This window comes from Streptomyces sp. 8K308 (assembly GCF_004348315.1).
Lineage (GTDB): Bacteria > Actinomycetota > Actinomycetes > Streptomycetales > Streptomycetaceae > Streptomyces.
In genome coordinates this window covers 1-10,466 of the sequence record NZ_SMKC01000256.1, presented here as the reverse complement: position 1 = coordinate 10,466, position 10,466 = coordinate 1, and the positions used below count along the sequence as shown (strand labels likewise).

The following is a 10,466-nucleotide window of genomic DNA, read 5'->3' as shown; positions in this document are numbered from 1 at the left end:
CATCAACCCTCCCCCCATAGCCCCCGCCACCACGGCGAAGTACGTCTACGACTTCACCGAGGGCAACAAGGACCTCAAGGACCTGCTCGGCGGCAAGGGCGCCAACCTCGCCGAGATGACCAGGCTCGGCCTCCCCGTACCACCCGGCTTCACCATCACCACCGACGCCTGCCGGTCCTACCTCCTCACCGGCAGCGAGCCGGCCACGCTCCGCGACGAGGTGAGTGCGCACCTCGACGCGCTGGAGCGCCGCATGGGCCGGCGGCTCGGGCGGGGCGAGGAACCGCTGCTGGTCTCCGTCCGCTCCGGGGCCAAGTTCTCCATGCCGGGCATGATGGACACCGTCCTCAACATCGGCCTCTCCGACGAGTCGGTCTCCGCGCTCGCGGCCCAGGCCGGCGACGAGCGGTTCGCCTGGGACTCCTACCGGCGTCTCATCCAGATGTTCGGCAAGACCGTGCTCGGCATCGAGGGCGACCGGTTCGAGGAGCGCATCGACGCTGCCCGCGCCGCCGCAGGCGTGGCCACCGACGTCGAACTCACCGCCGACCAACTCAAGGCACTCGTCCAGGACTTCAAGGAGATCGTGGTGGTCGCCACCGGCCGCGACTTCCCCCAGGACCCCCGCGAGCAGATGGACCTCGCCATCCGCGCCGTCTTCGAGTCGTGGAACGGCGAACGCGCCCGCCTCTACCGCCGCCAGGAGCGCATCCCGCACGACCTCGGCACCGCCGTCAGCGTCTGCGCCATGGTCTTCGGCAACCTCGGCCCCGACTCCGGCACCGGCGTCGCCTTCACCCGCGACCCGGCAAGCGGCCACCAGGGCGTCTACGGCGACTACCTGCCCAACGCTCAGGGCGAGGACGTCGTCGCCGGCATCCGCAACACCGTGCCGCTCGCCGAACTCGAACGCCTCGACCCCGCCTCCTACGCGGAACTCCTCCGCAACATGGAGGTGTTGGAGAACCACTACCTCGACCTCTGCGACATCGAGTTCACCATCGAGCGCGGCCGGCTGTGGATGCTGCAGACCCGCGTCGGCAAGCGCACAGCGGCCGCCGCGTTCCGCATCGCCGTCCAACTCCTCGACCAGGGCCTGATCGACGAGCGCGAGGCGCTGCGCCGCGTCAGGGGCGGGCAGCTGGCGCAGCTGATGTTCCCCCGGTTCACCACCGAGGCCGCGCCCGAGCCCATCGCCACCGGCATCGCCGCCTCCCCGGGCGCGGCAGTCGGCGCCGCCGTCTTCGACTCCGCCACCGCCGTCGCCCGCGCGGCCGCCGGCGAGCGCGTCATCCTGGTGCGCCGCGAGACCAACCCGGACGACCTCGACGGCATGATCGCCGCCCAGGGGATCCTCACCTCCCGCGGCGGCAAGACCTCGCACGCCGCCGTCGTCGCCCGCGGCATGGGCAAGACCTGCGTCTGCGGCGCCGAGGAACTCCAGGTCGACGTCGCGGCCCGCCGCCTCACCACCGCCGACGGCACGGTCGTCGGCGAGGGCGACGTGATCTCCATCGACGGCTCGGTCGGCCGCGTCTACGCCGGCGAGGTCGCCGTCGTGCCGTCCTCCGTCGTCGAGTACTTCGAGGGCACGGCGGCCCCCGACGCCGACGACCTGGTGGCCGCCGTCCACCGGCTCATGACCCTCGCCGACCGGGAACGCCAACTCGGCGTGCGTGCCAACGCCGACACCGCCGAAGACGCCGCCCGCGCCCGCCGGTTCGGCGCCGAGGGCGTCGGCCTGTGCCGCACCGAGCACATGTTCCTCGGCGAACGCCGCGAACTCGTCGAGCGGTTGATCCTCGCCGAGGGCGAAGCGGAGCGCGCCGCCGCGCTCGAGGCGCTCCTTCCGCTCCAACGCGGGGACTTCACCGAGCTGTTCGAGGCGATGGACGGCCTGCCCGTCACCGTGCGGCTGCTCGATCCGCCGCTGCACGAGTTCCTCCCCGACCTCACCGATCTCTCGGTCCGCGTCGCCCTCGACCACGACGAGCACGACACCCGGCTGCTCACCGCCGTGCGGCGGCTGCACGAGCAGAACCCGATGCTCGGCCTGCGCGGGGTACGCCTCGGCCTCGTCGTGCCCGGCCTGTTCACCATGCAGGTCCGCGCCATCGCCGAGGCGGCCGCCGAACGCCGGCGGGCCGGCGGCACCCCGCGGCCCGAGATCATGATCCCGCTGGTCGGCACCGTGCAGGAGCTGGAGATCGTCCGCGACGAGGCCGAGTCCGTCATCGCGGAGGTCGAGCGCGCGCACGGCGTCTCGCTCGACATCCCCCTCGGCACCATGATCGAGCTACCGCGCGCCGCGCTGACGGCGGGTCAGATCGCGGAGTCCGCCGACTTCTTCTCGTTCGGCACCAACGACCTCACCCAGACGGTCTGGGGATTCTCGCGCGACGACGTCGAGGCGAGCTTCTTCACCGCCTACCTGGAGAAGGGCATCTTCGGAGTCTCCCCGTTCGAGACCATCGACGCCGACGGAGTCGGCTCGCTGGTCAGGGCCGCCGTGACCGCGGGCCGGGCAGCACGCCCCGACCTCAAGCTCGGCGTCTGCGGCGAACACGGCGGTGACCCCGAGTCGGTGCACTTCTTCCATGGGGTGGGCCTGGACTACGTGTCCTGCTCACCGTTCCGCATCCCCGTCGCCCGGCTCGAAGCCGGCCGGGCGGCCACGGCGGGGGCGACCACCACACCCTGACAACCCTCACCGGTGGAAGCCCTCGCCCTGGCCGGGCGGGGACCCCTCGGGGGCGGCGCCTGTGCGGAGGCGCCGCCCCCGCTTTTGCCTTTCGCGGCCGGCTGTTCACGCGCGGAGCGCGCGAGTCGTACTCTGGGCGTAACGGCCCGAACACGGGAGGCAGGATGCCCGACCGCAGCCCCATCACCCCGGGAGGCGTTGGCGCCAGGATCAAGGAGTTCCGGACCATACGGGGCTTCTCACTCACCGAACTCGGCCGCCGGTCCCACGTGTCGACCAGTCAACTGTCGCGCATCGAGACGGGCAGTCGCGCCGCTAGCTCGGCGGTGGAGGCGAGCATCGCCCGTGCGTTGGGGGTGACGCTCTCGGTCCTGCACGGCCAGCCCTACATCCACATGCTCCAGCAGGACAGGTTCGACGCGCTGCTCACCCCGATCTCCAGCGCGCTGGACAGCTGGGACATCCCGGCCGACGACGTGCCGCTCCGCTCGCTGGACGCGCTGGGGGCCGATGTCGACCGGATCATCGCCCTTCGGCTGCGCACCGAGTTCGTCGAGATCGCCGAAGACCTTCCAGCCTTGATCGTCGAGGCGGCGGCGCTGGCGCTGACCCACTCGACGCCGGGAGCCCGGCGGGAACGCGCGCACGCGCTCCTGGCCGAACTCGCGCGCACGGCCGCGATCATGGCCTACCGGCTCGGCTTCATCGACCTGGCGCGGCTCGCGCTGTCCCGCATGGCCATGGCCGCACCGTACAGTGGCGACCCAGCGCAGGTGGCGATCGAACGCATGGAGCGGTCCACCATGACACACGCACAGAGTTCGCGGCCGGACCGGGGAGTCGCGCTGATGCAGGTGGCGCTGCGCGACCTCGATGACGACGGGACGACGGAGACCAGGACGGTGCGCGGAGCCCTCTGCCTGCGTGCCGTCGGCCTCGCGCTTCAGCAGCGGGACAACGGTGGCGCGGAGAACTGGCTCGGCCAGGCCCAGGAGGTGGCGGATCAGGTCGGCGACGCGCACCACTACTCGCTGATGTCCGGCCCGTTCTCCGTAGCGCTGATCCAGATGAACGCGGAGAACGATCGCGGTGACCACGCTGCGGCGCTGCGGCGGGCCTCCCAGATGCGGGTCCCTGAGCAGTGCCCGCCCACCCTCGCCGCCCACTTCCTGATCAGGACGGCGCGGGCGCAGGGGTGGACGGCCCACCATGAGGACGCGCTGAAGTCGCTACGGAAGGCCCGCACGACTGCGCCCCAACTGACCCGTTACCACCCCCAGGTTCACGAGACCGTTGGCACACTGCTCCGCGCGCGGGCGAAGCCGACCAAGGAGCTCCAGGAGTTCGCCATGTGGAGCGGCGTGTAACACGGAGATCACCATCCGTCAATCAGTTCGCCGGCTCTGGCAATGCCAACGGGGCAAAGCCAGAGCTGTTCTCAGCCGGCAGGGTTGAGGACCAGCGAAGACCCCCAACGACGCGGCGGCATCCGGGGGCGTGGTCCTCAACCCTGGGGAGATTGACGACGTGGTGCCTTCTGGCAACGTGCCCGAGGTGGGCTTCCTGGCGCGAGACACCGCCCGCGGCCTGATCGGCCGTGTCGTGGACCGACAGGCCGGACGGGTCTGGCTCCGGCCCGTCGGTGGTGGGCGTGAGTGGGACGTGCGGCAGGAGGACGTCGAGCCGGTCAGCGTCAGCGAGATACTGCGACCGTTTGTCGCGGAGGCCAACCGCCGGTCCTGGGAGGGGCGGTGAGGCGCCTCCGCAGGCATCGCGTGGAAGCCGTCGCGGGGGCGATCAGGCCAGGGGACGGGATCCGCATCGGCGGCCGGGCCTGCGTCGTGGCGACCGCCGAACGGGTCCACAACGGCTCGCGCCTGCGGGCGGCCCACCGCAGGCGGCACCCGTTGGCACAGGTTGTCGCCGGGTGCGTGCTGGTCGTCGCGCTCGCCGTGGCGGTGGTCGCCCGATGACGCGGCCGGCCGCGATTCTCGTGCCCACGGAGGTGAACGCGGCCACCGTGCGACGCGGCGACCTGCTTACGATCCGGAGGCAAGGCGCTGGTCGTCCGGGACCTGATCGCCCTGCCCGCCGGCGGCAAGCGGCTGGCCTTCGACTCGGGCGAGTCGTTCACGATGAGGCCCACGACCGTCCTGACCGTGAACCGGCGGGTGCCGGTGCGACGCCAGTGTGGTTAGTGCGCCGGTGTGCCAGAGGACCATGACCTGACACTGGGCCGCGGCAGGTCCCTGACTGGCTCGATGCCGACGTGGGCACCGCCCTGCTCGCACGTATCGACGCGGCACCGTGGTCGGCTGAGCTGCCTGGCCGCCAACTCCAGGCAGACTGCTGGCCGCCCCGGGCCCGGCAGGGCCCGTCCCGCGTGGCCGACGGGTCTCGGTGACGTTGAGGACGCTGCTGCAACGCCATTGAAATGACCACGATTTGGCGTCTACCGTGATTTTCGGGCACCGCACATCGCTTGATCGTCACGGGGGAATGAGCATGGCGCGTCCATCTGACTGGTCGCCGGTCGACATGGATCGGGACCCTACACCCGGCAATCCGGACGAGGTCCGCGCCCTCGCCGACTCGCTCCAGACGTTCGCGGACGACGTCGGTGAGGCGTTAGGCCGCATCCGTGGCATGGCCGAGGACCGCGCCGTCCTCGACTGGGCCGGCCTGTCGGCCGAGGCGTTCCGGTCGGAGTTCGACGGGGTGCCTGGCAACCTGGAGAAGCTCCAAACCTCCTACGACATGGCCGCGCAGGCGTTGCAGTCGTACTGGCCACAGTTGGAGACGGCGCAGGGCATGGCAGACCGGGCGTTGGACCGGGCGATCGCCGCGCAGGCCGATCTGTCCTCAGCGCAGGCGGCGTTATCCGACGCGCAGGACTGGGTGTCGCGGGCGGGCGAGGAGGCCGACCGTCTCGAACGTGAGGGTGAGCGGGAGGGCGTCGAGCCGCCGTCGGAGGCGGAGGTGCGGGCGGCGACACGGGACGCGACGGCCGCCAACGAGGCCGCGTCCTCCGCCCAGTCGCGGGTGGACGCCGCCGAGGAAGCCCTGGCCGCAGCGCGTCAACTCGCCCAGGACGCGAAGGAGATGCGGGAGGAGGCCGCCGGGGCCTGCGCGGACGGGATCGACGCGGCCTCCGATGCCGGTATCCAGAACCGGCGGTGGTGGGAGGACGCCATCCACTGGGTGTCCGAGAACTGGGACACCATCGTCGAGATCTGCAAGGTCGTCGTCGCGGTCCTGGGCATCGTGGTGATGATCATCGGCGGCCCACTCGCCTGGGTGGTGCTGGCGGCGGCGCTGGTGGTGCTGGCCGATACGCTCTATCGGTACGCCAACGGCGAGGCGTCGCTGTGGGACGTGGCCTTCGCCGCGTTGGACTGCATCCCCGGCATGAAGGGCCTCACCACCCTCGGTGGTCTGGCGCGTGGCATGCGGTCCCTCGCTTCCACCGGGCTCCGTGGTCTGGGCCGGGGTGCTTTGGGCCTGGGACGGAACCTGCGCCAGCGCGGCGTGCAGATGTTCCGCCGCAACGCCTGCGGCGACCCGGTCGACGTGGCCACCGGCGAGCTGCTGATGTCCGCCACGGATGTCGAACTCCCGGGCGTGCTCCCCCTGCTCATCGAGCGGCATCACATCTCCACCTACCGGGGGGGTCGCTACTTCGGCCGGTCCTGGTCATCCACCCTGGACCAACGCCTGATCCTTGACGAGTACGGCGCTCAGCTTGTCACCGCAGACGGCATGTTGCTGCTCTACCCGAGGCCGCTGCCTGACGAGCCGGTCCTGCCGGTGGAAGGCCCACGCTGGAGCATGACGTGGGATGGTCAGCCCGGCGGCACCATCGCCGTCCACCAGCGGGAATCAGGGCGCACTCTCCACTTCGCCTCCATGCCCGGTCGCCCCGGAGCCGAGCTTCCACTGGTCGCGATAACCGACCGTAACGGCAACCGAATGGAGTTGCGGTACGACGAGGCGGGCCTCCCGAACGCGCTGGTCCACAGCGGCGGCTACCACGTGGGTATCACCATCCGGAACGCCCGCGTCACGGAACTGCGTCTGCTCAACGACCCGGAGCAGCCCACCCTGCTGCGTTACGGCTACGACGCCGCCGGGCTCCTATCGCAGGTCGTCAACTCCTCCGGGCTCCCCCTCAGGTTCGAGTATGACGAAGATGGTCGCCTGACCCGCTGGGAGGACCGAAACGGCTACTGGTACTCGTACGAGTACGACGCCTCGGGGCGATGCGTCTTCTCCACCGGCACCGAACGGGCCTTGGAGTACCGGTACGACTACGACGCCGAGGCCAATCGCACCATCGCGACCAATTCCCTCGGGCACGCCACGACCTACCAGTTCAACGACAGCTACCAACTGGTGGCGGAGACAGACCCCCTGGGACACACGACCGCCCGGGAATGGGACCGCTACGACAACAGCCTCGCCATTATCGACCCGCTCGGCAACGTCACCCGCTACGAACACGACGAAGCGGGCCATGTCGTGGCCATTAGCCGGCCGGACGGCAACGAAATCCGCTGCCAGTACAACGATGTAGGCTTGCCAACCGAGATCGTCCAACCGGACGGCGCGGTATGGCGGACCTCCTACGACGCGGCGGGAAATCGGACCGTGCAGGTCGATCCGGCGGGGAACCGGACCCGGTACGCCTACCACGCCGGAGGTGGACTCGCCGCCATCACCGACGCATTGGGCAACACAACCCGCTTCCGTTGCGATGCCGCGGGTCTGCCCGTGGCGATCGCCAACCCGCTGGGCGAACTCACCCGCTACCGGCGTAACGCGGCCGGGCTTCCGGTCGAGGTCACTGACCCGCTCGGAGCCAAGACGACCATCGAGTGGTCGATCGATGGAAAGCGGCTGCGTCGTGTCGATCCACTGGGTGCCGAGGAGTTGTGGGAATGGGACGGTGAGGGCAACCTGCTGGCCCACACCGACGAGAACGGTGGGCGGAGCGAGTTCACCTACGGCGCCTTCGATCTTCTGACGTCGAGGATTCAGCCGGACGGCGCTCGCTACCTGCTGAAACGGGACAGCGAGCTGCGCCTGGTGCACGTCACTGATCCGGCCGGCAGGACCTGGGACTACACCTACGACCCCGCGGGTCACCTGGTCGCCGAGTCGGACTTCGACGACCGCGTCACCCGGCATGAGTACGACCCGGCCGGACGGCGGGTCAACCGGATCAACGCCATGGGCCAGAGCGTCTCCTACGCCTATGACGCGATGGGCCGGCTGACGCGTAAGACGACCTCGGACGGAGACGTCATCACCTACAGCCACGACTGGGCGGGAAGGGTCATCCGAGCCAGCTCGCCCGGCGTTCGGCTGGAGCGGACGTACGACATCGCCGGAAACCTCCTGACGGAGACCGTCAACGGCCGCACGCTGACCACGTCCTATGACCCATGTCGCCGCATGACCTCCCGCGTCACCCCGAGCGGCCAGGTCAGCGAGCTCACCTACTCCGCCCTGGGCCAGCTCGAGACCCTGACGGCGGCGGGCAGGCAGGTCGCCTTCGACTATGACGCGGCAGGTCGGGAAGTCACCCGCACCATGGCGGACTTGGCGACTCCGCTCGTCCTCGACCAGGTGTGGGACGCTGCCGGCCGCCTGGCGGAACAGGCGCTGTCCACGGTCCACGGCGTTGCGGGGGGCGAAGAACACCGGCGAACGGTGCATCGGCGAACCTACGGTTACCGCGAGGACGGCTACGTCAGGACGCTTGCCGAGCCGGAAGGAACCACGCGGTACGACCTCGACGCCGTGGGGCGCGTGACAGGTGTGCACGCGCCGTTCGGGAACGAGTCCTACAGCTACGACGCCGCGGGAAACCAGACGCATGCCCGGTGGCCGGCAACGCGACTCGGCACCGACGACTCCGCGGTGGGCGGCCGCGAGTACTCCGGGAGCACGGTGCGCCGCGCGGGCGCCGTTCGTTACTCGTACGACGACGCTGGCCGCGTCATCGAGCGCCGGAAGAAGCGTCTGTCGCGTGGCCCCGAGAGTTGGCGATACACCTGGGACGCCGAGGACCGGCTTGCCATGTGCGTTACGCCTGACGAGACGAGCTGGCGCTATGTGTATGACCCGTTCGGCCGCCGGGTCGCCAAGCTGCGCCTGGGCGAGGACGGCGCGATCGTCGAACGGGTCGAATTCACCTGGAGCGGGGCCACGCTCGTCGAACAGGTCGGTTATCAGGGGGAGCGGGAGACCAGCGTCCTTACCTGGGACTACCGGGACCTGCGGCCGGTGGCGCAGTCCGAGTGGCGTGACACGGTTCTTGACGGTGAACAGCGGGAATTCGACCGCCGATTCTTCGCCATCGTTACCGATCTGGTGGGTTCACCGACCCATTTGATTGAGGAAACCGGCGCGCCGGCATGGACTGGGCGCTCATCTCTCTGGGGCTCGGGACCCGCCATCTCCGACGGGACCACCAGTATCCCCTTACGGCTTCCAGGCCAGTACGTCGACGAAGAGACGGGATGGCACTACAACTATTTTCGCCACTACGACCCTGGCGTGGGCCGTTATGTCAGCCAGGATCCACTCGGTCTGCTTCCGGGGCCGAACCCCTACGCGTATCCACACAATCCGCTCACCTGGACCGACCTCCTCGGGCTCGCGGCACACGAAGGGCTGATCCCGTACAACAGCGACGCGTTGAGCCATGCGGCATTCGAGGCAAGAGTGCGGGCGGGTATCCCGCCTGGCCGAAATGTCGCCGCAGCCCAGGTCGATGGGCTTGATCGGCCTGTCATCGGATTCAGCAAGGGCAACGGGTACCATTCGGAGAACCACATCCTTGACCAGTTGGCCGACATGGGCATTGATCCGAGCAGGATCACCGCGCTGTACAGCGAGCGGCAGCCTTGTGATGTCTGTGGACCCATGCTCGATGATGTGCTCTCACCGGGTACGCCGGTGTCATGGTCGGTCCCCTGGGGTACGGATCAGGCGCTCCGCGACGCGTCGAACGAGATGTTGGGCCAGATGATATCCGGCGCCCGTGGATTCTGAGCCGCGAGGTAGACTCCGGGAACCGCTGTCCGAGCGTAATGGGCTGGTTTCTGACAGAGCAGCTGAGGAGAGCCGCCGTATGGAGTCCTTTGAGCGTGTTTCGGAAGAGGCGCGAGAATCCCTTGCGCGACTGGCCGGTCTCACCCGTGATCAGCTCGAACTGGCCGGGATTCCAGCGCATCTCTGGCGGGCCGACGCGTCACGTCAGGCGGGTGCCGAGGTGGTCGTCGACTCGGGCGACGACGCGGCGGGCGGCGTGTACGTGCTGTGGCAGATCAGTGACGATCTCTCACGGACGGTATCCGAGAGCGTCAGGGGAGGCCGGCTCGGCGACCCGGTTGTCGCACACGCCAGTCGTCTCAAGACGGTGATGCACGAGGCGGTGATGAGGGTTCTGGAATCCGCCGGGTTCGAGGTGCGCGTGGGCGAGTACGACATGGCGCCCTCGGCCGTACAGGTGCTGTCCGGGCCGCGGTAGGTGCTTTCCGGTTCAGCCGAGTGCGCGACGGCGTGCGCACGGCTCCAAACCGCGCCGTGCGCATGCTGTTCGGCCAGCGTGGCCGCGCCGACGGCCCGTGCCCGTCACATCCAGGCCGTCGAGCCGTCCGGGCGGGTGGGGACCTTGCGGTGCCAGTCGGTCCAGTCGTCGGTTGTGAGGGCGGATTCGTCGATGTCGATGCCCCAGCCGGGGCGGTCGGGGCGGAGG

6 protein-coding genes are annotated in these 10,466 nt (G+C 69.6%); all 6 read left to right on the top strand.

Features of this window, described 5'->3' with window-relative positions; all coding sequences use genetic code 11:
• The first annotated feature begins 1 nt into the window (after window position 1).
• The 6 genes from ppdK to E1265_RS26885 all read left to right on the top strand — a co-directional run bounded on the left by ppdK (window position 2) and on the right by E1265_RS26885 (window position 10,238).
• Window positions 2-2,701 carry a pyruvate, phosphate dikinase gene (gene ppdK / locus E1265_RS26915; RefSeq protein ID WP_132933595.1) on the top strand — a complete coding sequence of 900 codons (2,700 nt, stop codon included), beginning with the start codon at window positions 2-4 and terminating at the stop codon, window positions 2,699-2,701.
• 164 nt (window positions 2,702-2,865) lie between these two features.
• Window positions 2,866-4,068 carry a helix-turn-helix transcriptional regulator gene (locus E1265_RS26910; RefSeq protein ID WP_132933594.1) on the top strand — a complete coding sequence of 401 codons (1,203 nt, stop codon included), beginning with the start codon at window positions 2,866-2,868 and terminating at the stop codon, window positions 4,066-4,068.
• A 160-nt stretch (window positions 4,069-4,228) separates the two neighbouring features.
• Window positions 4,229-4,456: a hypothetical protein gene (locus E1265_RS26905; protein WP_243741129.1), complete on the top strand. Its 228-nt coding sequence runs from the start codon at window positions 4,229-4,231 to the stop codon at window positions 4,454-4,456.
• Between the two features lie 20 nt (window positions 4,457-4,476).
• Window positions 4,477-4,674 (top strand): hypothetical protein, encoded by a 198-nt coding sequence (locus E1265_RS26900; protein ID WP_132933593.1) that lies wholly within the window; start codon window positions 4,477-4,479, stop codon window positions 4,672-4,674.
• A 532-nt stretch (window positions 4,675-5,206) separates the two neighbouring features.
• Window positions 5,207-9,760: a DUF6531 domain-containing protein gene (locus E1265_RS26890; RefSeq protein ID WP_132933592.1), complete on the top strand. Its 4,554-nt coding sequence runs from the start codon at window positions 5,207-5,209 to the stop codon at window positions 9,758-9,760.
• 79 nt (window positions 9,761-9,839) lie between these two features.
• Window positions 9,840-10,238 carry a hypothetical protein gene (locus E1265_RS26885; protein WP_132933591.1) on the top strand — a complete coding sequence of 133 codons (399 nt, stop codon included), beginning with the start codon at window positions 9,840-9,842 and terminating at the stop codon, window positions 10,236-10,238.
• Window positions 10,239-10,466: the final 228 nt, after the last annotated feature.

Bases quoted from the DNA above. Each gene is read 5' to 3' on its own strand.
- E1265_RS26910 (WP_132933594.1), top strand. From the start codon at position 2,866: ATGCCCGACCGCAGCCCCATCACCCCGGGAGGCGTTGGCGCCAGGATC.
- E1265_RS26890 (WP_132933592.1), top strand. From the start codon at position 5,207: ATGGCGCGTCCATCTGACTGGTCGCCGGTCGACATGGATCGGGACCCT.
- E1265_RS26885 (WP_132933591.1), top strand. From the start codon at position 9,840: ATGGAGTCCTTTGAGCGTGTTTCGGAAGAGGCGCGAGAATCCCTTGCG.